22 protein-coding genes are annotated in these 21,017 nt (G+C 66.1%); 13 read left to right on the top strand and 9 right to left on the bottom strand.

The features are described from left to right. Window positions 1-3: 3 nt before the first annotated feature. Window positions 4-966, bottom strand: a complete 963-nt coding sequence (locus tag ACR30Z_RS11145; protein ID WP_144653155.1) for a glycosyltransferase family 9 protein — start codon at window positions 964-966, stop codon at window positions 4-6. Between the two features lie 86 nt (window positions 967-1,052). On the opposite strand from ACR30Z_RS11145, the gene ACR30Z_RS11140 reads away from it, so the two are divergent. From ACR30Z_RS11140 to ACR30Z_RS11110, 7 genes are read left to right on the top strand one after another with little or no spacing between them, the layout of a single operon-like run. Next, on the top strand, window positions 1,053-1,616 hold the full coding sequence (locus ACR30Z_RS11140) for a D-glycero-alpha-D-manno-heptose-1,7-bisphosphate 7-phosphatase (protein ID WP_144653154.1): 564 nt from the start codon (window positions 1,053-1,055) through the stop codon (window positions 1,614-1,616). Further along, window positions 1,613-2,701, top strand: a complete 1,089-nt coding sequence (locus ACR30Z_RS11135; protein WP_144653153.1) for a glycosyltransferase family 9 protein — start codon at window positions 1,613-1,615, stop codon at window positions 2,699-2,701. The genes ACR30Z_RS11140 and ACR30Z_RS11135 overlap by 4 nt, the downstream gene beginning before the upstream one ends. Beyond that, complete coding sequence (locus tag ACR30Z_RS11130) at window positions 2,698-3,729, top strand: glycosyltransferase (RefSeq protein ID WP_434372594.1); 1,032 nt, start codon at window positions 2,698-2,700, stop codon at window positions 3,727-3,729. The genes ACR30Z_RS11135 and ACR30Z_RS11130 overlap by 4 nt, the downstream gene beginning before the upstream one ends. Before the next feature lie 18 nt (window positions 3,730-3,747). Next, window positions 3,748-5,016 carry a glycosyltransferase gene (locus tag ACR30Z_RS11125; RefSeq protein ID WP_144653151.1) on the top strand — a complete coding sequence of 423 codons (1,269 nt, stop codon included), beginning with the start codon at window positions 3,748-3,750 and terminating at the stop codon, window positions 5,014-5,016. Between the two features lie 14 nt (window positions 5,017-5,030). Next, entirely contained in the window at window positions 5,031-5,693 is a 663-nt protein-coding gene (locus tag ACR30Z_RS11120; RefSeq protein ID WP_144653150.1) for a D-sedoheptulose-7-phosphate isomerase, read from the top strand. Next, on the top strand, window positions 5,690-7,087 hold the full coding sequence (locus ACR30Z_RS11115) for a PfkB family carbohydrate kinase (protein ID WP_434372593.1): 1,398 nt from the start codon (window positions 5,690-5,692) through the stop codon (window positions 7,085-7,087). The genes ACR30Z_RS11120 and ACR30Z_RS11115 overlap by 4 nt, the downstream gene beginning before the upstream one ends. A 29-nt stretch (window positions 7,088-7,116) precedes the next feature. Then, on the top strand, window positions 7,117-7,812 hold the full coding sequence (locus tag ACR30Z_RS11110; protein WP_434372592.1) for an SDR family oxidoreductase: 696 nt from the start codon (window positions 7,117-7,119) through the stop codon (window positions 7,810-7,812). Here ACR30Z_RS11110 and ACR30Z_RS11105 read toward each other — a convergent pair. After that, complete coding sequence (locus ACR30Z_RS11105) at window positions 7,778-8,944, bottom strand: glycosyltransferase family 9 protein (RefSeq protein WP_434372591.1); 1,167 nt, start codon at window positions 8,942-8,944, stop codon at window positions 7,778-7,780. The two genes, ACR30Z_RS11110 and ACR30Z_RS11105, sit on opposite strands and share 35 nt — an antisense overlap. 110 nt (window positions 8,945-9,054) lie before the next feature. Between ACR30Z_RS11105 and rfaE2 the strand changes: the two genes are divergently transcribed. Beyond that, window positions 9,055-10,596, top strand: coding sequence for a D-glycero-beta-D-manno-heptose 1-phosphate adenylyltransferase (rfaE2, locus tag ACR30Z_RS11100; protein ID WP_434372590.1), 1,542 nt, complete (start codon window positions 9,055-9,057; stop codon window positions 10,594-10,596). Between the two features lie 11 nt (window positions 10,597-10,607). Beyond that, window positions 10,608-11,642, top strand: a complete 1,035-nt coding sequence (locus tag ACR30Z_RS11095) for an NAD-dependent epimerase/dehydratase family protein (RefSeq protein WP_434372589.1) — start codon at window positions 10,608-10,610, stop codon at window positions 11,640-11,642. Between the two features lies 1 nt (window position 11,643). Here ACR30Z_RS11095 and ACR30Z_RS11090 read toward each other — a convergent pair whose 3' ends face one another. After that, on the bottom strand, window positions 11,644-12,726 hold the full coding sequence (locus tag ACR30Z_RS11090; RefSeq protein WP_244296928.1) for an FUSC family protein: 1,083 nt from the start codon (window positions 12,724-12,726) through the stop codon (window positions 11,644-11,646). Window positions 12,727-12,910: 184 nt separating this feature from the next. Here ACR30Z_RS11090 and ACR30Z_RS11085 point away from each other — a divergent pair, with 184 nt between their 5' ends. The 3 genes from ACR30Z_RS11085 to ACR30Z_RS11075 are packed head-to-tail and all read left to right on the top strand — an operon-like array spanning window position 12,911 to window position 14,858. Continuing rightward, a complete protein-coding gene (locus ACR30Z_RS11085) occupies window positions 12,911-13,837 on the top strand; it encodes a hypothetical protein (protein ID WP_208760057.1) in 927 nt (308 codons plus the stop codon). Then, entirely contained in the window at window positions 13,834-14,265 is a 432-nt protein-coding gene (locus ACR30Z_RS11080; protein WP_434372588.1) for a phage holin family protein, read from the top strand. Before ACR30Z_RS11085 ends, ACR30Z_RS11080 begins: the two co-directional genes overlap by 4 nt. Next, window positions 14,262-14,858 carry a DUF3618 domain-containing protein gene (locus ACR30Z_RS11075; protein WP_434372586.1) on the top strand — a complete coding sequence of 199 codons (597 nt, stop codon included), beginning with the start codon at window positions 14,262-14,264 and terminating at the stop codon, window positions 14,856-14,858. Before ACR30Z_RS11080 ends, ACR30Z_RS11075 begins: the two co-directional genes overlap by 4 nt. A gap of 83 nt (window positions 14,859-14,941) precedes the next feature. Here the strand turns inward: ACR30Z_RS11075 and ACR30Z_RS11070 are convergent, their stop codons facing one another. From ACR30Z_RS11070 to ACR30Z_RS11045, 6 genes are all read right to left on the bottom strand, one after another. Continuing rightward, entirely contained in the window at window positions 14,942-15,541 is a 600-nt protein-coding gene (locus ACR30Z_RS11070) for a hypothetical protein (RefSeq protein WP_144653142.1), read from the bottom strand. A 58-nt stretch (window positions 15,542-15,599) separates the two neighbouring features. Next, window positions 15,600-16,235 (bottom strand): hypothetical protein, encoded by a 636-nt coding sequence (locus ACR30Z_RS11065; RefSeq protein ID WP_434372584.1) that lies wholly within the window; start codon window positions 16,233-16,235, stop codon window positions 15,600-15,602. Then, a complete protein-coding gene (locus ACR30Z_RS11060; protein WP_434372582.1) occupies window positions 16,222-16,857 on the bottom strand; it encodes a hypothetical protein in 636 nt (211 codons plus the stop codon). Before ACR30Z_RS11060 ends, ACR30Z_RS11065 begins: the two co-directional genes overlap by 14 nt. A 46-nt stretch (window positions 16,858-16,903) precedes the next feature. Then, on the bottom strand, window positions 16,904-17,680 hold the full coding sequence (locus ACR30Z_RS11055) for a hypothetical protein (RefSeq protein WP_434372580.1): 777 nt from the start codon (window positions 17,678-17,680) through the stop codon (window positions 16,904-16,906). Next, window positions 17,677-18,657, bottom strand: coding sequence for a hypothetical protein (locus ACR30Z_RS11050; RefSeq protein ID WP_144653138.1), 981 nt, complete (start codon window positions 18,655-18,657; stop codon window positions 17,677-17,679). The genes ACR30Z_RS11055 and ACR30Z_RS11050 overlap by 4 nt, the downstream gene beginning before the upstream one ends. A 194-nt stretch (window positions 18,658-18,851) precedes the next feature. Further along, window positions 18,852-19,340 carry an inorganic diphosphatase gene (locus tag ACR30Z_RS11045; protein ID WP_024818962.1) on the bottom strand — a complete coding sequence of 163 codons (489 nt, stop codon included), beginning with the start codon at window positions 19,338-19,340 and terminating at the stop codon, window positions 18,852-18,854. A 208-nt stretch (window positions 19,341-19,548) separates the two neighbouring features. Here ACR30Z_RS11045 and dacB point away from each other — a divergent pair, with 208 nt between their 5' ends. Continuing rightward, window positions 19,549-20,997, top strand: coding sequence for a D-alanyl-D-alanine carboxypeptidase/D-alanyl-D-alanine endopeptidase (dacB, locus tag ACR30Z_RS11040; protein WP_434372578.1), 1,449 nt, complete (start codon window positions 19,549-19,551; stop codon window positions 20,995-20,997). The last annotated feature ends 20 nt before the right edge of the window (window positions 20,998-21,017 follow it).

The raw sequence follows: 21,017 nt of genomic DNA, 5'->3' as shown, positions 1-21,017 counted from the left end.
CGGTCAACCGCCCAGCCGCTCCACCGCATCCAGAACATCGCGGACGCTGACCGCCAGCAGTGCGGGGTCGGGATCGGTTGAGAACACGTCACCTCTGCGGAGCTCGACGGCGGTCAGCACCACGTGCGGTCCCGGCGGCGGGCCCCACTCTTCAGCGGGCGCAGGTCCGAACAGCACCACCGAGGGACGTACGTAGGCGGATGCCAGGTGTGCCGCCCCAGTGTCCGCGGACACCACCAACCGGGCCTCGGCTATGGTGGCCGCAAATTCAGCGAGCCCTTGCCGTCCGGCCAGCAACCCGTCGTCGAGGTTTGCTCCTTTGAGCCTGGCCAGCGCGGCAGTCTCCTCGGCGCGCCCGCGCTCCGAAGCGCCTCCTGTGAGGACCACCTCGTGCCCAGCAGCCGCGAGTTCAACAGCTACATCAGCGAACCGCTCCACGGGCCAGAGCCTGCTGCCGTATGCGGCGCCCACATGGATCACCGTGGCACCGGGACGTGGAGAAGGAACGGCAGGTCGGTTCAAGAGGTAGTCCAGCGGATCGGCGTCGATGCCGTGCCAGCTGAGCAGGCGGGTCCAGCGCTCGCGCTCGGGGAATCCGGTGGCCCATGGTGGCCCATCGACGCCCGGAGCTTCATGAGCAAGCACCCGCCTGGCCTGCAGTTCATTGATCCGCAAGCGACTTTCAGGGCCGTTTCCATGCAGGTTCACGGCAACGTCCACGGCTCCGCGGGGAACGGTCAGGGGCTCGTCAAGTCCCGGCGTCGGAAGGTGGTGGAGACCGCCCACCAGTTCCAAAGCCTCAGCAATCCAGGCCGGTGCGGCGTACAGAATCCGATGCTCGGGAAAAGCCCGGCGCAGTCCGCGGAGCGCCGGAACGGCAACCAGCAGGTCGCCGAGCTTCAGCGCCCGCAGCGCAAGCAGCAGGGGTTGATCATTGCTGTCCGCAGTACCCAAGGCAGTGTCCATGGTGGCCTCCCGCTAGGAGTCTAGCGGTAGGAAACTTCTCAAGGCCGCACTGTTTAGCCCCCGGAGAACCGGGGAACGTTGCGGGTATGGGAGCAACCGGAACGTTGAAGGCGGTCCTGTTTGACCGCGACGGAACGCTGGTGGTTGACGTGCCCTACAACGGCGAGCCGCAGCTGGTACAACCCATGGAGGGGGCCCTTGAAGCGTTGCAGAAAGTTCGCCGGGCAGGCCTGGCCACGGGAGTCGTCAGCAACCAGTCCGGCATAGCGCGCGGCCTGCTGTCTTTGGACCAGGTGATGGCGGTCAACCACCGCGTGGAGCAGCTGCTGGGAATGTTCGAGGTGTGGAAAATCTGCCCGCATGGACCGGAAGACGGCTGCGACTGCCGCAAGCCCGCCCCCGGGATGATTCTTGACGCCTGCAGCGCCTTGGGCATCGAACCGAGCGAGGCAGCCTACATTGGCGACATCGGCTCTGACATGGAAGCGGCTGGGGCTGCTGGCGCGCTGGCGGTGCTGGTGCCAACGCATGTGACCCGGCCCGAAGAGATCGAAGCTGCCGGGATCGTGGCTGACGATCTCGGCCACGCGGTGGACATTCTTCTCTCCATGGCCTCGGAGACGCGCGCAACAGAGGACGCCCCCGTATGAGCCGCGTCCTGGTGGCCCGCCTGGACAGCATGGGCGATGTCCTCCTGTCAGGACCAGCCTTGCGAGCCGTGGCCAACGGAAGCCGGACCGATGGCAGCCGTCCCAACGATGTTGTGCTGCTCTGCGGTCCCGAAGGCGCAAGCGCCGCCGAGATGCTCCCCGGGGTTACCCAAGTGCACACGTGGGCCTGCCCGTGGATTATGAACCCGGCACCCGCCGCCACGCACGAGATCACCAACGGCCTGATCGAGTTCGTCCGCAATTCCCGCATCGAAGAAGCCGTGATCCTCACGTCCTTCCACCAGTCCCCGCTTCCGCTCGCGCTGCTCCTCCGCCTGGCCGGCGTCAGGAAAATCACGGGCGCGTCCACGGACTACGCCGGCTCGCTCCTGGATGTCCGGCTCAGGCCAGGTGAAGACTTCCAGGAGGACCAGCCGGAGGTAGTGCGTGCCCTCGCCATCGCGGACGCAGCCGGCTTTGTCCTGCCCAACGGCGACGATGGAAAGCTGCGCATCACGCCCGCACAGGATCCGGAAGGCGTGGCGGAGGAGCTGGCCGAGGACGGCCCCTACATCGTGGTGCACCCGGGCTCGGCGGCACCAGCCCGGGCCTGGCCCGCACTGCACAACGCGGCCACGGTGGAACTGCTCGAAGCGTACGGGCACCGCGTGGTGGTGACAGGCGGGCCCGGGGAAACCTCGCTCACGGCAACGGTGGCCGGCCCGTCGGCAAGGAACCTCGGCGGCGGAACCAACCTCAGGACGCTCGCAGCCGTACTCGCCGGCGCCGCCGTCGTGGTGACAGGCAATACCGGACCCGCCCACTTGGCCGCCGCGGTGGGCACGCCGGTGGTGTGCCTGTTCGCGCCCGTGGTTCCGGCCATTCGCTGGGCACCGTATGGCGTCCCCCTGGAGCTGCTGGGGGACCAGGAAGCGGCCTGCAAGAACTCCCGCGCCCGCATCTGCCCTGTTCCCGGGCATCCGTGTTTGAGTTCGGTCACCCCGGAGCAGGTCCTGGAAGCGGTCGAAAGGCTGCTGGGAGGCGTGTCTTCCCTGTCCACGCGGCGAAAGGTGTGGAAACCATGAGGCTCCTGGTGTGGCACGTCCACGGCGGCTGGATGGAGGCCTTCGTCCGGGGCAGGCATCAATACCTCCTTCCAAAACTGCCCGACGGCGGCCCGTGGGGTTTGGGGCGAGGCGGCCGCGAGTGGCCGGTCGCCGCGCAGGAAGTGGACCTGTCCACCCTCGACCCCGACAGCGTGGACGCGGTGATCCTGCAGCGACCCGAGGAAATCGCCGCCGTGACCCAAACACTCGGACGGCGTCCCGGGGTGGACATGCCCGCCGTCTACCTCGAACACAACACTCCCAAGGGCGACGTCCCGTTTACGCTCCACCCGCTGGCGGACCAGAACACCATCCCCGTAGTGCACGTGACGCACTTCAACCAGCTGTTCTGGGACACGGGCACGGCCTCCACCGTGGTGGTGGAGCATGGAATCCCCGACCCCGGACACCTGTACACGGGGGCTCGCGAGGAGATGGGGGTGGTGGTCAACGAGCCCGTCCGGCGCGGACGGGTCACCGGTACGGACTTGCTCCCCGGCTTCGCCCGGGTAGGACCTTTGCGGGTGTTCGGCATGGGGACCGAGGAACTGCCCGCGGCCCTGAACCTGCAATCCCACGGCCTAAACGAGGACAGGCTCCGCATCGCCGGTGACATGCCTGCGGCGAAACTCCACCAAGAGCTGGCCAGCTGCCGGCTCTACCTGCATCCGCTCCGCTGGACATCGCTCGGCCTTGCCCTGCTGGAAGCCATGCACCTCGGTATGCCCGTTCTTGCCCTCGCCACCACAGAGGCGAGCCGCGCCATACCGCACGGTGCCGGCTTGGTCTCCAACGACGTCGACGACCTCCACAGGTTCGCCCGGCGGCTCCTGGACGATCCCGACGACGCCTACGCGATCGGCATGGTGGCCCGCCAAGCCGCCCTGCAGCGGTACGGGCTGGGCACCTTCCACCGCGCCTGGGATGAGCTCCTGGCCGAGCTGCCCACCGCTGCCAAGTGCACCACAGCCATGACACAGAACAGCCATGACACAGAACAGCCATGACACAGAGAGGACGCACCCATGAAAATCTCCATGGTCTCTGAACACGCCAGTCCGCTGGCCGCCTTGGGAGGCGTCGATGCCGGAGGGCAGAACGTCCACGTGGCGGCCCTGTCCTCAAGCCTGGCCGAGCGCGGCCACCAGGTCACCGTGTACACACGCCGCGACGACCCCCAACTCCCTGCAAAGGTGCAGGTCAGGCCGGGGCTCACCGTGGTTCATGTTGACGCCGGACCCGCCCAACATATCCCCAAAGACGGGCTGCTGCCGTTCATGGGCGAACTGGCGGACGGGATCTGCGCGGACTGGGGCGATCAGCTTCCCGACGTGGTGCACGCACATTTCTGGATGTCCGGACTTGCCGCAATCCAAGCGTCCAGGCGCGCGGGAGCCGACGATCCCGTGCCCGTTGTCCAGACCTTCCATGCCTTGGGTTCCGTGAAACGCCGCCACCAAGGCGCTGCTGACACCAGCCCACCGGCCCGTGCGTGGCTGGAACCGTGGGTGGGCCGGACGGCGGACTGGGTCATCGCCACCTGCCCGGACGAAGTCTTCGAGCTCAAGGCACTGGGCATCAGCCGGTCCAAGATTTCCATCGCCCCCTGCGGTGTGGACCTCACGCTCTTCCCGGGAACGTCCGACGCCGAACCCAAGTCCCGCACGCACCGCCTCCTGAGCGTGGGTCGCCTCGTACAACGGAAAGGCGTTGACCTCATCATCCGGGCCCTGCCGCTCCTCGCGGAGGCTGGCTTCAACGACGTCGAACTGCTGATTGTCGGTGGCTCCGGCGATGCCCTGACCCTCGAGGAAGACCCGGAGGCCCAGCGGCTCCACGCTTTGGCCAAAGAACTAGGGGTGGCGGACAAGGTGACATTGCGGGGGCAGGTCCCACGAGACGCCATGCCGGGTATCTTCCGCAGCGCCGATGCCGTGGTCTGCGCGCCGTGGTACGAGCCGTTCGGCATCGTGCCCCTGGAAGCCATGGCGTGCGGCGTGCCCGTGGTGGCAGCCGCAGTGGGCGGACTCCGCGAGACGGTGGTGGACCAGAAGACCGGGTTGCAGGTCCCGCCCCGCAACCCGGAAGCCCTCGCGGACGCTGTGGGCAGGCTCCTTGCCGATCCCGAGCTCCGGGCGGAGATGGGCCGCGCCGGCGCACGCCGTGCACGCTCGCGCTACACCTGGGACCGGATCGCCGCAGACACGGAGAAGGCCTACCGTTCTGTCCTTGCCGCCGGGCTGTCCCGGCAGGCCGACGAGGGCCTGGAACCATTGGAAGGAACAGCGCTGTGATCATCAAAGGTCCTGTGACTACTGAATCCACTGTCCCGGATACCCTGCCGCCCCGGTGGGCTCCCGACGTCGGCAGTCCCAACCACCACACCGCTGTCACCACCCATCTGGACAACGTCATGCCCGCTCTGGAGTCACTTCGCTCGCAGTCCGGACGGCTTTCCGAATGGGGAACCGAACTTGCCCAACGCCTTCTGGCCGGGCAGAGACTACTGGCAGCAGGCAACGGCGGATCCGCGGCGGAGGCACAACACCTCACAGCCGAACTCGTGGGCCGGTTCGACGACGAACGGGCACCCTTTTCCGCGATCTCCCTCCACGCCGAGTCGTCTGCCGTGACAGCTCTCTCCAACGATTACGGCTACGAAGAAGTGTTCGCCCGCCAAGTCCGGGCCCACGGCCGTGCCGGCGATGTCCTCATCCTCCTCTCCACCAGTGGACGCAGTCCAAACCTGCTCAAGGCCGTCCGCGCCGCCCGCGAACGAGGCATCACCACGTGGGCCCTCACCGGTCCCGGCCCCAACCCACTCGCGGATGCCGCACATGAAGCCATCACCGTGGATGCCATCGCAGCCAACGCTCAGGAAGGCCACCTCATCGCCGTCCACGCCGTGTGCCGGGCCTTCGACGCGGAGATCGTACGACGCTCCGGCGTGCAGCTGGGCGGTCAACCATGAGGATCACAGTGGTGGGGGATCTCCTCCTGGACGTCGACATCAACGGTGCCGCCACCCGGCTCAGCCCCGACGCGCCGGTGCCGGTAGTGGACGTCGCGGACATCCGGCGTCGAGCAGGCGGCGCAGGCCTGGTGGCCACCGTCCTGGCACGGGACGGCCACAGCGTTTCGCTGGTCACCGCGGTATCGGACGACGACGGCGCCAGCCACCTCAGGCGTGCTCTTGCCGGTGTGGAGGTGCTCGCCGGAGCCCCGCTCGCCCCGACGCCCACCAAGACGCGGGTCCGGATCGGGACGCATCCCGTGGTCCGCTTCGACCAGGGGTGTGCGCCGGCCCCAGTCCCGACCATCACCGGGAAGATGCTGGCAGCGATCGCTTCGGCGGAGGTGATCGTGGTGGCCGACTATGGCCGCGGCATCACGGCGAACCAAGCCATCCGCTCTGCGCTCGCTGACGCAGCTTTCCGCGTGCCGGTGGTGTGGGATCCGCATCCTGCCGGGTCGAAACCCGTGCCGGGAGTCGCCGCAGTGACGCCGAACCTCTCCGAAGCGCTGGCGGCCGCGAATGCCGGTGGACTGGAGCTGGCCCGCGCGGAGGCGGAACAAGCCGGCCGGCACTTGATGGGTACCTGGCAGTGCAACGCCGTCCTGGTCACCAAAGGCGAGGACGGAGCGGTGCTGCTGGAAGAGTCCGCGGTGACGAGCATCCCCGCCCCGCCCACCACCGTGGTGGATCCGTGCGGAGCGGGAGACCGGTTGGCAGGGAGCTTGGCCGTGTACTTGGGCCTTGGTCTGGAACTCCCTCAAGCCGCAGCGAGGGCGGTGGAGGACGCGTCCGGGTTCCTCGCCCGGGGAGGGGCGGCAGCCTTGGCGGAGGCACCCGAACAGAGTCCCGCCGTCGAACGTGACGAACTGCCACATGCCCACGCCGGCCACCACCATCCCGACGGCCCCCAGCTCGCCAAGGCCATCCGTGGCTCGGGCGGGACCGTGGTGGCAACCGGAGGCTGTTTCGACCTCCTCCACGCTGGCCACGCCCGGACCCTTGCCGCAGCCCGCAGCATGGGGGACTGCCTCATTGTTTGCCTGAACTCCGATGAGTCAGTGAGTCGCCTGAAGGGCAAGCATCGGCCCATCGTCAGCGTGGAAGACAGGGCTGAGTTGCTTCTGGGGCTCGAATGCGTCGACGCCGTGGTGATCTTCGGCGAAGACACCCCGGCAGCCTGCCTCCAGGACATCCGGCCCGATATCTGGGTCAAGGGCGGCGACTACGTCCCCGACGAACTACCGGAAGCCCAAGTCATGGCCGCGTGGGGAGGGCGTTGCGTCACCGTGCCCTTCCAACCGGCCCGATCCACCAGCGGCCTGGCTGCAGCACTGGCCAAGGTCGGCTGACTCACTGGAAATCAACCGAAAGGAACCGCATGAACACGCAAACACCCGGCCGCGTCATCGTCACTGGAGGCGGCTCCGGCCTCGGAGCAGCCATAGTGGAGGCCATCCGCGACGCCGGCGGCACGCCGTTCGTCTTCGACCGCGACATCAGCAATGTCTCCGGAGCCAAGGCCCTGGAACTGGATGTCTCCAACCGTGAAGCCGTGGAAGCTGCGGTGAAGGAGGCAGCCGAGGGCATGGGAGGCCTGGACGGAGTGGTGACTGCCGCCGGCATAGATCGATGCGGCAAGCTGGGCGACGTTCCGGCTGATGAGTGGGAAAAGGTGATCGGCGTGAACCTCCTCGGCACGGTCTCCGTGATCCGGGCGGCCTTGCCGTACCTCAAGGGATCCCGAGGGCGTGCCGTCACCATCGCCTCCACACTGGGCTTGCGGGCACTGCCGGACGCCACCGCATACTGTGCGTCAAAGTTCGGCGTGATCGGCTTCAGCCGCGCGCTCGCAGCCGAAACCGGGGGAGTCATCGGCGTCACCACCATCATCCCGGGTGGCATGAAAACCCACTTCTTCGATGACCGCGACGAACAGTACAAGCCGCAGGACGATTCCAAGCTCAACGATCCCGCCAATGTGGCTCAGGCCGTGGTGTTTGCACTCTCGCAGCCGTTCGGCAGCGAGGTCCGCGAACTCCTTATTTGCCCCGCAGAAGAAGGCTCGTGGCCGTAAGGTCCAGCACGTCCTGAACAACGTCGGCCACGGCGATGCCCCTGATGAGGGTGTCGTCGTGGCCGCAGTGCGGAGCTGTCCAGCCCACCTGGGTGACGTCCGATCCGCAGCGTGGGCATCGTGTCACCCAGGACATGTGGACGCGGTGCAAGGCACGCCCGCGTGGGCCGGCGCTAATGGCGTTGCCTATCCAGAAGACGCCGACGGTGGGAGTGCCGAGTGCTTGGGCCAGATGCCGCGGGCCGCTGTCGCTGGCCAGCAGCACTGTGGCTGCGTCCAACAGCGCCGCCAAATCGCCCAGATCCAGTTCGCCCGCGACGGAGCGCACTGACTGCCTGTCCGCTTGCGGCAGCCTGCGGACCGCCAGTTCCGCCACTTCCCGGGCCAAGGCTTTCTCGGAATGGTCGCCCACGATCAGCACCTGCGCCCCTTTGCGCGCGACGCCCGCCGCAGCGTCAGCAAAGTTCGACGCCGGCCACCGCCTCCGCGGATCGGTGGCCCCCGGGTGGACCACCACCAACGAGGCTCTCCGCACGTCCCGCAGTCCGGCTACGTTCTGCTGGTGCCCAGGTTTTGGGCGAAGGGGAGGAGCGGTGATGCTGGGTGCACCGGCCAAGCCCGCGAGTTCCAGCCACCTGTCCGGTTCTTGCTGGTAGTAGACGTAGTCCAGGTTCCGCTCCAGGGGTTCTGCATCCCTGGTGCGGGTCCCTGCGGTGTGCCGTGCGCCGAGTTTCAGCAGGAAGGGGTTGGAGTAGCGCCCGCCGCCGTGCATCTGCAACGCAAGGTCGAACTTCCGTGCGCGCATCTCCTGGAAGAAGGCCTCCTGTGCTGCCGTGTCCTCCGCTCCGGCCTCAAAGCGCTGGCCGTTGCGGGGACCGTCATGAACGCCGCGGGCTGCAGGCAGCAGTTCGACGTCGTCAACGGGCCCGCCCGCCGCAGCCACCACAGCCGCATGGATCGGCGTACCCAGGAGGGTGATGGTGGCCTCTGGGTAGGCCAGCTTCAGCGCGTTGAGGGCCGGGTACGTGTAGATCAGGTCGCCCAATCCGCCTCCCCTGAGCACCGCGATCCTGTTGACGTGGCTGAATTTTTTCAGAAGGGGCCCGATGCCGGGATTCCCAGGAACATCCATGAGCGATTTCCTTCTTCAGGGTGGCGAAACTCGCGGGTCCGGCGTGTGAAGCGCGTGCCGCGGGGTACCTGTCGGGAACAGGAACATGCCGTTCTACCGGAAGGTACCCCGTGGCACGCCTATCCAATCAAGAAGGTTTGGCTGACTGGTTGCCAAGTCGCTTGGCCGAAGAACGCCCTGTTGTGACGGTCATCGGCGATTCCATCCTGGACGGCTGGTGGGAGGGGACCATTGAGCGGTTTTGCCGCGAAGCGCCGGCCCCCGTGGTCCAAGTCCAACGCCGGGACTTCGCTCCGGGCGGGGCCGCCAATACGGCCATGAATCTTGCGGCCATGGGAGCGCAGGTCCGCTTCGTTTCCCTCGTTGGTGAAGATTCCGGCGGGCAGGAGCTTCTTGGAAGGCTCCGATCCGCAGGGGTGGACGTCCAGTACGTGGTGTCCCATCCGGGGATGACCACCACCACCAAATTCCGTGTGAGCAGCGGCGGGCAGGTGATGCTCCGCCTTGATGATGCAGCCACTGAACTTCCCGCCCATGGACTTGAAGGGGTGGCCGCCGCCATTCCGCACGCCATCGCCGACGCCTCTGCCGTGGTGCTCTGCGACTACGGGGCCGGTGCATTGGGCGGGCCTGTTCGGTCCGCTCTCCTGGGACTCTTGGCTCCGTCGAACGATGACGGTCCGGCCTCGCTGCGCCGGGACGCCTTGGTGGTGGTGGATGCGCACCATCCTGGCAGTTGGGCTGAACTCAAACCCGACCTCACCACGCCCAACGCCCAGGAAGCATCCCGGCTGCTGGGCGTCGAACTTCCGGGCGGTGCGGCCCGGTGCCCCTTTGTGGAAGCCCACGCAGAGCAGCTCCTTCGCGCCTCAGGGGCGGCTGCCGTCGTCGTGACCCTGGACCGGGAGGGAACGCTGACGGTCCGCTCGAACGGCGCCAACCGGCGGCTTTCCACGCACCGCACCTGGGCACGGCCGCAGGCTGAAAAGCAGGCTTCGGGTGCCGGCGACACGTTCGTGGCCGCCCTGACCCTGGCCCGGGCTGCCGGCCTTCCGCTGACCACCAGCGTGGACCTCGGGCAGGCGGCCGCCGATGTCGTCGTGCACAGGCCGGGTACTTCGGTGTGCACCACTGATGAGCTGACCCGGCACCTTAGCGGGTTCGCGGATACGGCACTGACGGCCACGGAACTGGCCCAACAGGTGGAGGTGCATCGCCGTGATGGAAAGCGGATTGTGCTGACCAACGGCTGCTTCGACGTCCTGCACCGCGGCCATACCCGCTATCTCAACCAAGCCAAGCAGCTGGGCGACGTCCTGGTGGTCGCCTTGAACAGCGACTCTTCGGTGAAGCAGCTCAAGGGTCCGGATCGGCCGGTCAACCACGAGGCCGACCGTGCCGCCGTGATTGCCGCCCTTAGCTGCGTGGACCATGTGACGGTTTTCGATACTCCTACGCCTATTCCTCTGATCGAGCTGCTGAAGCCCGATGTCTACGCAAAGGGTGGGGACTACACACCCGAAATGCTGGCGGAAACGGTGGCCGTGGAACGCTGGGGCGGTACGGTGGCCATCCTGGACTACGTGCCGGAACACTCCACCACCGCGGTGCTGGAACGCATCCGCGCCACGGGCGACACCCCGGAATCCTAAGGAAGAATGCCATGCGAATTGTGATCACGGGAGCCACCGGGCACGTCGGCACCGAAGTCCTGAAGCGGCTCCAATCGGCCCGCTCCGAGGAGGGTGCCGATCTTGAACTGGTGGGGATTGCGCGCCGCGCACCTGACCAGGACTCAGCCCCCTACCAAGGCGTTGAGTGGCACACCCTGGATATTGGCTCCAGCGAGGACCAAGTGGATGTGGAGGTCGCCATGGCCGGAGCCGACGCCGTAGTGCACCTGGCCTGGCTCATCCAGCCCAACCACAACCGTCAGCTGCTACGGCAAACCAACGTGGCCGGAACAGCCCACGTCTTGGCCGCAGCCAAGAAGGCAGGGGTAGGGCACATCGTTTGCGCGTCCTCGGTGGGGGCCTATTCGCCGGCGCCCAAGGACCAGCGCACCAAGGAGGGCTGGCCCGCAGCTGGAATTCCCAAGTCCCACTACAGTGTGGACAAAGCTGCGCAGGAGAGGCTTTTGGATGGCTTCGCCAAAGACAATCCGGACATTGTGGTGGCCCGGCTTCGTCCCGCGCTGACGTTCAGTGCCGGGGCGGGGAGTGAGGTGGGCCGGTACTTCCTGGGCCGGATTTTGCCGCGGCTCGTCCCACGCAAGCCGTGGTTGCCACTGCTCGCCGTCCCCCGGGAGCTGGTCTTCCAGGCGGTGCATGCAGCGGATGTCGCCGACGCCTACTGGCGCGTGCTGGAGCGCAAGGCGGAGGGCGCGTTCAACATTGCAGCCGAACCGGTGATCGACCCCAACGCCTTGGCGTGGATCTTCAGCGCCCGGCGGGTGCTGCCGTTCCCGCTGCCGCTGCTGCGCGCCGTCGTCGAGGTCAGTTGGCACCTCCGGCTCCAGGTGACCGACGGCGGCTGGGTGGATATGGCTGCCAACGCACCCATCATGGACACCGCCCGGGCGCACAGCCTCCTGGGGTGGTCGCCGAAGCACTCGTCTTTGGAGTCGCTGGCCGAGATGCTGGACGGACTTGGCGCGGGCAAGGGCTGGAAGGCTTCGCCCCCGCTCGAGCCGCGCTGAGTCACTCCGAGGACAGCACCACCGTGAGGATGCGGCGCAGGCTCATGGCCACCGACGCCGGAGCGTTCACCGGAGACTGCCCCGCAGCGGCCTCGGCCACGGCATCGCTGAGGGCCGCTATGGCATCCTTGGCTTCCGCCAAGCGGCTGGCGAGCTCACTGGATTCCGCGTCCCGCCAGTGATCGATCACAGCTGCCACGGACTCCAGCGACTCGGACAGATTGCCCACCACGGCGTCCGGGATGACTGTCCCGGCATCCTTTTCCCAGATGGCACTTGCCAGGACGTCGGTGATGTCCTGGACGTGGAAAGTCAGCCGCTCAAGGGTCCGTAGACCGGCCAGGTCGTTGGGCAGGCGGGTAGCCCGACGGCGGGACCTGGGGTTCGCTTTGGCGCTCAGTTCAGCCTGATGAACCGCGGTCCGCACGGCTGCCGCGGTGAGCGAGAGTTCGTCGCTGCGGCTGGCCCAGGCCTCGTGATTGGGTGGCCAGGACTCCTGCATTGCCTTGGCCATGTCCTTGAGCTGCCGGGACAACGCGCTTTGGTGGCCGGCGATGGCGGGGTCGATGTCGTCCAGGTGCAGGGGCGGGAAGATCAACCAGTTCACTGCGAAGCCCACGGCCACGCCCAGTGCCATCTGGAGCACGTAGGCAAAGGAGAAGCCTTCCGCGTTCGAGTCGCCCAACACCAACACGAACAGCGCTGCCATGGGAATCCACTCCGAGGCAGTTCCCAACCTGGGTAGGCCGCCAATGAGCACGCCGAGGCCCACCACCAGGGCTACAGCCAAGGCGGTCGGGGCGGCCACAGTAGTGATGGCGAAGGCCATGCCGATGCCCAGGACCAGTCCAGCCAGGCTCTGCAGCCCGTGCTTGGCGGAATCCGCCACGGTGGGGTGCATGCTGACCAAGGCACCGAGGGGAGCGTAGTAGGGATAGGCGGCAGCGGACCCGGGCATGAAGGGTGCCAGATACCAGGCCAGTCCGGCCGCGACCGCAGTCTTGGCGGCGAAGAGGAGTCGGTGGCGTGTAACGGTCTTGCGAAGCGCGGGGATCAGCCGTCGCCTTGAGGGCAGTTGGCTCATCAAGCCAACGTTGGCAGGTAAGTTGCCGCCTGTCGAGTGGAGAGCCCTGTATGTGGGCCATGCCATCTTTTTGGATTGGCTGGCGATTAGAACCCCCGCATCCGGGTACACACCCATTGATAGTAACGATACTTACTATCCCGGCTGCTGTCCGCAGCCTGCCAACTGTGGAAAGAGAGCGACAATGACTGAGAGCCAATCGCCGCAGGACGGAAGCTTCACGACACCAAGGGGCGGTGCCCACGCAGGGACCGAACCCTTTACCGGAAGCTACCTGGACTCGCCGGACGTTGAAACTGAAACTGTCGGAACCACCACTACCGGTTCAACCACCGGTTCTGCAGGTTCCGGAACTGTCGAGACCGCCAAGCAAGAAGCCGCAGGAGTGGCCGGTGCCGTAGGTGACGCCGCTGGCGGAGTCGTAGATACCGCCAAGACCGAGGCCGGGCATGTAGCCCACGAGGTCAAGGTGAATGCCCGCCAGCTCCTCACCCAGACCAAGGGGGAGCTGTCCGATCAGGCCCAAGCCCAGCAGCAGCGTGTTGCTGAAGGGTTGCGTTCCATCTCCGACGAGCTGTCCACCATGGCAAATTCGACTGAAAACGGTGGCGTGGCCACGGATCTGGTCCAGCAGGCGGCCCAGCGTTCCTCGTCCGTCGCCCAGTGGTTGGAGGGCCGGGATCCCGGCTCGCTCCTGGATGAAGTCAAGGGCTTCGCACGCCGTAAGCCGGGAACATTCCTGCTGCTGGCTGCCGGTGCCGGTGTTCTCGCCGGCCGTCTTGGCAGGGGCATGGCCGGCAACGCCTCCGACGCTGCATCCGCAAGCAGCACTTCCGATGCCACATCGCAGACGCCCCGTGCTGTCTACTACCCCACCCAAGGCCAGGGTGGCGCCGTCACCCCTCCGGCCGTGGACCTCCCCGGACCCACCGCGACCACCGCCGGATACGGTGCAGCTACCACCACCGGTTATGACGCAGGCACCACCGGCGGCTACGACGGATCCACGCTCCCTTACCCGGAAACCGAGGCCGGTGGCGTCAAAGCCCAAGGTGACCCCCTTGCAGGACCGCTTGATCCCGACGACCCCCAGTACGGAGGTCACCGATGAGCAGTCCTACCGAGTTGCCTCCCACGGAAGCCCATGTGAAGGCAGAGACCCTTCCCCTTGGTGAGCTCCTGAGCGACCTCACGCGCGACGTTTCCACGTTGATGCGCCAGGAAGTGGAGCTGGCCAAGGCGGAGCTCAAGGAGTCCGCCACCAAGGCCGGCAAGGGCGCTGGAATGCTGGGCGGGGCTGCCTACGCCGGCCACATCACCGTGCTGTTCCTGTCCATAGCCCTCTGGTGGGCCTTGGGTCAGCTCGTAGGCCTGGGATGGTCCGCGGTTATTGTCGCGGTCATCTGGGGCATCGTGGCTGCAGTCCTGGCAGCAAAGGGCCGCAAGGAATTGAACACCATCAAGGGCATGCCGCAGACCGCTGAGACGGTCAAGGAAATACCTCCCGCTTTGAAACCGAACACTGAGGAGACACGATGACGCAGAACCCCGACGCCCTGCGCGCCGATATCGAAGAAACTCGCCGGCGGCTCAGCACCAACGTTGATGCCGTGGCTGACAAGGTCACCCCGTCACACATCGTCAACCGCCGGGTAGACAAGATCAAGACCGCCGTGTTCGGCGCCCGCGATGATGTCAGCGATGCCGCAGGCAACGTTGCACACCGGGCCGGAGACGCTGTCTCTGATGTCGCCGGCAGTGTTTCCGGTGCTGTCTCGGATCTTGGCGATACTCCGCAGGTCATCACCCGTAAGACGCAGGGCAGCCCGATCGCAGCTGGCCTCATCGCTTTCGGCGCAGGCTTGTTGGTGTCCTCCCTGTTCCCCGCTTCGGACAAAGAACGCGAGGCTGCCCAGGCGGTCAAGGAAGCAGCCCAGCCGCTTACCGACGAACTGAGCCACGCTGCGCAGGAAGTCGCCGAGCACATGAAGGAGCCTGCACAGGATGCCATGCAGAATGTGAAGGACAGCGCCACCGAGGCAGCGGCCAACGTGAAGGACGAGGGCCAGGCAGCAGCCGCCGACGTCCAGCAACGTGCCGAGACGGCCAAGGACAACGTCAGCAACCAGTAAGCTGGCCCGCCCACCCAAGCAGGGGGCAGCACATGTCGCATTGAACCCTCATTGCGACGGGTGCTGTCCCCTGTTTGGGTTTGTCAGCGCACTTCGAGGATCAGCTGCAGCAGGCGGGCCGCGGCGGGCCGTGCCGCGTGCTCCTCGGCCCACTGAGCGCGTGCCAACGCCTTGCTGACCGCTTGGGTGGTGATGCCCAGCTCCTGCGCCACGGTTTTCTGCTGGCCGCGAACCCCGGGGGTCAACAGATCCAGGACCCTCCACTCCGCCGCGCTGCGGTGCTGCACAATGTGTCCCAGCAGCCGGAGTACAGCTTCGGCTTCCGAAGCGAGGGCGGCCAAGGGGCCATCCACGGCAACGGGGATCCGCTCTTTGCCGTTGCGCAGCCGGTCCACGGCCCTGCGGGCGTAGACGAGCCCATGCCCCGATGCGTCCTTGACCAGGTTGGGGAGCGGCTCGTTGATGGGTCCCACGCCGATTCCCACGTACCACTGGCTGGACCTGAGGGCGATCAGCGCCGTCTCTACGGCCTGATGGCTGGATTCGACGATTCCCTGCACTTCATCTTCAACCGACCGGTCAAAATCGAGCCGCGCAGGAATGTGCCGCAGGTCCTTGAGCAGCTGCGGCACAAGGTCGCCGTCGCGGCGGCTGTCGCGTTGGTTGATGGTGAGAGTGAACATAGTGGATCACATGCTACCGGCTGGTAGTCGGTCTGCAAGGGCATAATTTGCCTGCTGTTCAGTCAAGAGCCACTTGCCCGGTCAGTACGACGGCGGGCAAGGCACCCGCTGCTGCCCGCGCCGCGTCAGGTATCCCGGCGTCGCGCATTGCCCCTTGGATGGCGGTGACCAAGGGAGCTGGATCTTCGTTGGAGGCAAAGACCCAGAAGGTGTCGCGTGCCTGGAATACCACGGCATTCCGGCCGCCGGCACCCAACGAAACCTTCCGGCGGGCCACCAGGCGGCGGTCCGGGTCGGTACCGTCGGCCGTCGTGACGGCCTTGATGGTTCCGGGAACGATGTCGTTCCAAGGAAACACCAACTGCGTACTTGCCTGTGAGTACTTGGCAACGATTCCGCGGTCGAAGACCAGCAGTTTCCGGAAGCTGCCCAGAAACGTCATGGACCACAACACCAGTCCGGTGAGGATGCTGGCCGTGGCGAACAACGCGGGATCGTTGAAATGTCCGGGCTGGCGCGTTGAGCGGATAGGGCTGACGAACTCCGCGATGGTCCCAAAGACGAAACCCACTATCAGGCAGGCGACCAGGGCCTTCCAGAAGATGCGCCGCGAAGAAGCGACATAACGGAGTTGCCCCAGCTCGGTTCCGAGCCGGCGCTCAACGCGTCGAACCAGCCAGTTACGGCCGTGCATCCGGGCGCTGGCCGTAAAGGTTGGGGAGGTTCTGCTGCTCGGCGTCGGCGGCCTGCTGCGAGGCAACGATCTTGGGATCGGGAACCGGCGGCTGGCCTTGAGCCAGGCCGGACCGGCGATCGACGGCGGCGAATTTCGGGTCCCACGTGTCGCCGCTTCCACCACTCAAGGCTGAAGCAATGACCATCACCACGAAGAACGGGAAGAAGGACCAGCAAATGGCGCGCCAACCGCCCAGCCACGCACCCGCCGTCGTGCCGTCCTTAATCCGGACGGAGCGCATACCCGCAGCGGCGTCACCCACGCTGCCGGCAGTGCCCCAGATCATGCCATAGACGAACAGGCCGACGAACCACAGGACAACGTAGAGGGTCAGCCAGAAGCCGTCGTTGAATCCCAGCATCGAGCCACTGTTCATCATGGACTCGCGGACCATCACCGCGATCACGGCCAGGACCACGTAGCCCACCAGGAAGACGAGCGCGTCCAGGGCCCGGCCCCAGAAGTGCGAGCTTCCCGACGCCTTGACGAAGTATGCGCCGGTATCGGGGTGGCGGCGTATGGGACGGCCAGTGGCGGCATCAACCAGACCGGTGGCGGTGGTGGACTTCGAAGTGCTCATGAGGGGCTTTCAGCTCGACGGCGGTGGGCGGCGTGGGTGCGGGATGTCAGGCCAGGCCGGCGAGTCCGCCGAGGACGCCGGCCAAGGACGCTGCCGAGGTTTCTTTCAGTTCAAGCTTGACGGACTCGCCAGTTACCTGGGGGGTCAGCACATGCACGCTGGACGGGCCAGTGTAGACAGTGACGGTGGGGAAGTCGTTGGTGTCGGAGTTGAACGCCACCACGTTGCTCGCGGCCTGGGTGTCGGCCAAGACTGTTGCGGCGTGGTCCTCGAACTGGGCTTCTGTGTACACGGTGGGATCGGTGTCCTTGGCCGCGGCCTTCTCAGGGTCCACGAAGTCCGCCAGGCGCGGGACCAACTGCTCGCGGGTGACAACGGTGAAGCCGTGCAGGCCGCTTTCGTCCACTTCCTCCAGCAGCACGCCGTCGTCGTGGACGTAGCCGTAGAGCCACCGCTTACCCGTGGACACGGTGCGCTCCACGGAAACAACGCTGCTGCCGCTACGGCGCAAGGTCAGTGCACCGGTGATGTCCTCGGTGGCGTGGAGGCGGGAAGGCTCGGTCTCGCCCTCGAACACCACCGGGTACACAAGCTCCTTGGCCAGCAGGCCGCGCAAGGCGATGGCGCACATCAATTCCTTGCTGGCATCCTGGGCCGAAAGCCAAGGCAGGGCCACCAGTTGCTCGTGTTGGACACCATCAAGGGCCACCACTTCTTCGTCGGTCAAGGTGGGCAAGGGCGCTCCCACGGCGCTGGCCGATGCCAGGACCTTGGCAGCTGCCTCAATGTCCCGCTGGGTCCATTTCATGGTGCTGGTGGTCATCCGAATATCCCTCCGACAAAGTTTCCGACTGACTTGGCGGCGTCACTGACCCCGTCTGCCACCTTACTGCCTACATCCTTGGCGAAGCCCGCCACTTCCTTGGCGCCGTCGGCTATGTAGCTGCCGGGGTTCCTCGCGAAGTTGCTGATGGAATCCCAGTTGTCGGCCACGAGGTTGCCCAGGGCCCAGGCTCCGGCCACAATGCCCGCGCCAATAACGATCGGCGCTCCAATGGGTCCCAGGAGTGCCGCGCCACCGGCTGTCATGAGCATGATGCTGCCCACTCCACCCACCACGGACAGCCCGCCTGCAACCCGGTCACCGGTGCCGCGCCAGCCGTCGTGCTCAGGGCTGATCATGTCGCTGATGCCACCCACGATGTTCAGTGGTGCCGCCACGGCTCCGGCGATCCGCAGTCCCTTGGAGAACTTGCTGGCATCCTGGAACGCCTGGCTGTAAGGGATGTTGGCCTTGAGGTCGGTGATGACATCTGTGACCTTCTCGCCGTTGCGCAGGGCGGTCAATGCGTCACGAACAACCGTTCCGCCGGCACGCCAATTGGTGAGCACTTCACGGGTTTTGACCCATTCCGCGTGGCCCAACTTGCCGTACTTGTAGGCGGTCCACAGCTGCGCGCCGAGTTCCTTGACGCCCATTCCGGTGTCGTAGACATCCTTGAGCACACCCACGGACGTGCCCGAACCGTCATTGTGGCTGGCGAACTCCTGCTGGTTGGCGTGCTTCTTCAGCTGGCTCGCATTTTCGCGAAGCATGTTGGCGGCCTTCACCAGGCTCTGCCGGTGCTGGCTGTTCCAGTCGCCCTTGAACACTGTGGCGTCCCTGCCCTGCCACGCCGTTGTGGAATTGATGGCGTTGGACAGCTGCGCGCTTTCCAAGTTGATGGCGTCTGCAGCCTTGCCCATCACGCCAGCCAGACTGCGAAGCTGCGCGATATCCGCGCCGTAGAACCCAGCCATATGGAACCCCCTGTGTGCAAGCATCGAAAAGTCTCGTCCCAGCCTAGGCGGACCTGCAAGCCGCCGCGATGGGGAGACATGCCCATGTGCACAAACAGCTGTTAAAGAACGACGGCGGCCGGTGGGGTTCGCAGGGAACCGCACCGACCGCCGTCGAGACCCAACCGGGTAACTGCGACTCGGTTGGGTGAGAACTAGTGTGCTGCCGGAACGTAGCGCTTGATGGAGGCTTCCAGCTCAGCTTCGGCAGCGGCGCGGTCGCCCCAGCCTTCGGCCTTGACCCACTTGCCGGGCTCCAAGTCCTTGTAGCGCGTGAAGAAGTGCTCGATTTCCTTGATCAGGAACTCGCTCACATCGCTGACTTCCTGGATGTGGTCGAAGCGTGCATCAACCGGGACGCAGAGGACCTTGGCATCTCCGCCGCCGTCGTCCGTCATGTTGAAGACGCCGATGGGGCGGGATTCAACGATGACGCCCGGGTGCAGATCGAAGTCCTGCAGGAGCACCAGTGCGTCCAGCGGGTCGCCGTCTTCGCCCAGGGTGTTCTCGAAGAAGCCGTAGTGCGTGGGGTACTGCATGGAGGTGAACAGGACGCGGTCCAGGCGGACACGGCCGGTTTCGTGGTCAACTTCGTACTTGACGCGCGATCCCTTGGGGATCTCGATGGTCACGTCGTGCTTCATGGAATGCTCCTTGACGGGTGTGGGTGGGGCGTCGCTCCGCCGAAGCGGCCGTCACGGGTGACGGTGCCTCAGGCAGGCTGCTTAGCCCGGGGCTGGCGGCAGGCAAAAGTACAGCCGGTGCCGCCGACTACTATTGAGGATATAGCGAGAGGCCCGGGTTTCTTGAACCGGCGGGGACATTTCAGGACTGACAGGACCAAGCGGCTGCATGAAGGGCGTTAAGAACGGGGGTGCCCGGAAGCGGGTATCCGCGGCGTGGGGGCGCTTGAAGTGGCCAGGGCTTTTGGCGGTTGTCCTGCTGTGCCTCGGTGCAGTGGTGGTAGTCGGAATGGTGCCGGGGCTGCTAAGTATTCCCAAGCCTTCGCCAACCATTCCCGCTTGGCAACAAGAGCCTGGGCACCTCACCGACGCCAATGGCGTGCTCCCCTTGGACGCGGATGCTCCAATCCCCCTGCCAGCAGAAGTCACGAAGCTCCTGGATGCCACCCTGAAACCCGACGGCGCGGGCACCATCAGCGGCGTCGTCATGGACGCCTCCACCGGCCAGGTCCTCTTTGACCGCAACGCCAACGACAACCGCATCCCGGCCTCGAACATGAAGCTGCTGACCGCCGTCGCCGCCTTGAAGGCGCTGGGCCCCGAGTCGCGTTTCACCACCAGGGTCCTCGCGTCCGACGACCCCTCCACAGTGGTCCTGACCGGGGGAGGGGACGTCCTGCTGGGGTCTTCCGCGTCTGATCCTTCAGCCCTCCTGGGGCGGGCCGGGTTGGCTTCCTTGGCTAAGGACACCGCTGAGGCTTTGGCTGATGCCGGGGTGAAGGGGCCCGTTACCGTCCAGGTGGACGACTCCCTGTTCGCCGGAGCGCCCCTCAACCCGGCGTGGAGCCTGGATGACGTCGCAGCAGGCGAGACCGCGCCCTTGTTCTCCCTCGCTCTGAACTCCGGACGCTTTTCGCCGGGCGTCGTGACCGGTCCGCGGCCACAGGATTCGGCCGTCACCACCGCCCAGGCCTTCGCCGAGCAGTTGGCCGCCGCCGGCGTTTCGGTGACGCCCGGCGTCGAACGCGGCAAAGGCCTCCCCGCCAAAGTGCTGGCCACAGCAGAGTCAGCCACAGTCAGCGAACAAGTGGACTTGATGCTGGAGACCTCGGACAACTTCCTCGCCGAGGCACTCGGGCGGATGACCGCAGGCGCTTCCGGCCAGAAGGCGACGTACGACGGCGCCACTGCGGCCGTGCGGCAAAGGCTGGGGGAGTTGGGAATCGCCACGGATTCGATGCAACTGGCCGACGTTTCCGGCCTGGCGCTGGAGAACCAGGTCAGCGCCCGACAGTTTGCCGACGTTGTCCGTGCCATCACCAGCGGACCGGATCTTGCCTTGCGGACAGCGCTGGACGGCTTCCCAGTGGCCGGCCTGACCGGCACGTTGGATGACAGGTATGTGGACGCCAGCACCGCCGAGGGTGCCGGGTTGGTTCGCGCCAAGACAGGGACGCTCAACACGGTGATCGCGCTGAGTGGTTACGTGGTGGATGCGGATGGCAGGTTGCTGGTGTTCTCGTTCATCGGCAACGGCCTGGACCCGGGGGCCGCCGGGAACAAGGTGGCGATGGACCGCTCGGCCTCGGTGCTGGCCTCATGTGGTTGCCGGGGTTAATGCTCAGCGTGGAGCGAACT

Source organism: Paenarthrobacter sp. FR1, from assembly GCF_051106045.1.
Classification (GTDB): Bacteria; Actinomycetota; Actinomycetes; order Actinomycetales; family Micrococcaceae; genus Arthrobacter; species Arthrobacter nitroguajacolicus_A.
Note: the sequence above shows the minus strand (reverse complement) of the source record. Positions and strands in the feature narration are given on the sequence as shown.

What these genes read in the sequence shown, in the direction of transcription:
- ACR30Z_RS11145 (WP_144653155.1), bottom strand. Translation starts at nt 966, where the DNA reads ATGGACACTGCCTTGGGTACTGCGGACAGCAATGATCAACCCCTGCTG.
- ACR30Z_RS11140 (WP_144653154.1), top strand. Translation starts at nt 1,053, where the DNA reads ATGGGAGCAACCGGAACGTTGAAGGCGGTCCTGTTTGACCGCGACGGA.
- ACR30Z_RS11135 (WP_144653153.1), top strand. Translation starts at nt 1,613, where the DNA reads ATGAGCCGCGTCCTGGTGGCCCGCCTGGACAGCATGGGCGATGTCCTC.
- ACR30Z_RS11130 (WP_434372594.1), top strand. Translation starts at nt 2,698, where the DNA reads ATGAGGCTCCTGGTGTGGCACGTCCACGGCGGCTGGATGGAGGCCTTC.
- ACR30Z_RS11125 (WP_144653151.1), top strand. Translation starts at nt 3,748, where the DNA reads ATGAAAATCTCCATGGTCTCTGAACACGCCAGTCCGCTGGCCGCCTTG.
- ACR30Z_RS11115 (WP_434372593.1), top strand. Translation starts at nt 5,690, where the DNA reads ATGAGGATCACAGTGGTGGGGGATCTCCTCCTGGACGTCGACATCAAC.
- ACR30Z_RS11110 (WP_434372592.1), top strand. Translation starts at nt 7,117, where the DNA reads ATGAACACGCAAACACCCGGCCGCGTCATCGTCACTGGAGGCGGCTCC.
- ACR30Z_RS11105 (WP_434372591.1), bottom strand. Translation starts at nt 8,944, where the DNA reads ATGGATGTTCCTGGGAATCCCGGCATCGGGCCCCTTCTGAAAAAATTC.
- ACR30Z_RS11095 (WP_434372589.1), top strand. Translation starts at nt 10,608, where the DNA reads ATGCGAATTGTGATCACGGGAGCCACCGGGCACGTCGGCACCGAAGTC.
- ACR30Z_RS11090 (WP_244296928.1), bottom strand. Translation starts at nt 12,726, where the DNA reads ATGAGCCAACTGCCCTCAAGGCGACGGCTGATCCCCGCGCTTCGCAAG.
- ACR30Z_RS11085 (WP_208760057.1), top strand. Translation starts at nt 12,911, where the DNA reads ATGACTGAGAGCCAATCGCCGCAGGACGGAAGCTTCACGACACCAAGG.
- ACR30Z_RS11080 (WP_434372588.1), top strand. Translation starts at nt 13,834, where the DNA reads ATGAGCAGTCCTACCGAGTTGCCTCCCACGGAAGCCCATGTGAAGGCA.
- ACR30Z_RS11075 (WP_434372586.1), top strand. Translation starts at nt 14,262, where the DNA reads ATGACGCAGAACCCCGACGCCCTGCGCGCCGATATCGAAGAAACTCGC.
- ACR30Z_RS11070 (WP_144653142.1), bottom strand. Translation starts at nt 15,541, where the DNA reads ATGTTCACTCTCACCATCAACCAACGCGACAGCCGCCGCGACGGCGAC.
- ACR30Z_RS11065 (WP_434372584.1), bottom strand. Translation starts at nt 16,235, where the DNA reads ATGCACGGCCGTAACTGGCTGGTTCGACGCGTTGAGCGCCGGCTCGGA.
- ACR30Z_RS11060 (WP_434372582.1), bottom strand. Translation starts at nt 16,857, where the DNA reads ATGAGCACTTCGAAGTCCACCACCGCCACCGGTCTGGTTGATGCCGCC.
- ACR30Z_RS11055 (WP_434372580.1), bottom strand. Translation starts at nt 17,680, where the DNA reads ATGACCACCAGCACCATGAAATGGACCCAGCGGGACATTGAGGCAGCT.
- ACR30Z_RS11050 (WP_144653138.1), bottom strand. Translation starts at nt 18,657, where the DNA reads ATGGCTGGGTTCTACGGCGCGGATATCGCGCAGCTTCGCAGTCTGGCT.
- ACR30Z_RS11045 (WP_024818962.1), bottom strand. Translation starts at nt 19,340, where the DNA reads ATGAAGCACGACGTGACCATCGAGATCCCCAAGGGATCGCGCGTCAAG.
- dacB (WP_434372578.1), top strand. Translation starts at nt 19,549, where the DNA reads ATGAAGGGCGTTAAGAACGGGGGTGCCCGGAAGCGGGTATCCGCGGCG.